The 394-nt window shown below is 58.0% G+C and carries 1 pseudogene; it reads left to right on the top strand.

The window, feature by feature from the left end:
• A pseudogene (locus KP705_RS18760) lies at positions 1-394 on the top strand (Tn3 family transposase); the annotation flags it as partial.

Genomic DNA, 394 nt, shown 5'->3' with positions numbered 1-394 from the left:
CGCCATCGGCAGGGCTGAAACCCTGACAGCTCCAGAGACCATTGATCGCACGGCCGAACTGATCAACCGGCATCGCTCTCTTCGTCCTGCCATTGGTCCATTCCTGMACGCGTTCCAGTTTCAGGGTGGTCGCACGGTACAGGGATTACTGAAGGCGGTGCAGATCATTGGAGACCTCTATCGGACCGGTAAACGCCGCTTGCCTGACTCCTGTCCGATCCGTTTCATTCCGCCTTCCTGGCACAGCTTTGTCAGGCCAGAGGGAACAGTCATACGACAGGCTTACGAACTCTGTGTTCTGACCCAGCTGCGCGAGCGTCTGCGTGCCGGAGACATCTGGGTAACGGAAAGTCGCCAATACCGCGCATTCGACACCTACCTTCTTCCGGAAGCC

The organism is Gluconobacter sp. P1D12_c (assembly GCF_018812105.1).
GTDB classification, from domain to species: domain Bacteria; phylum Pseudomonadota; class Alphaproteobacteria; order Acetobacterales; family Acetobacteraceae; genus Gluconobacter; species Gluconobacter oxydans_A.
This window is presented reverse-complemented; position numbering and strand designations above follow the sequence as displayed.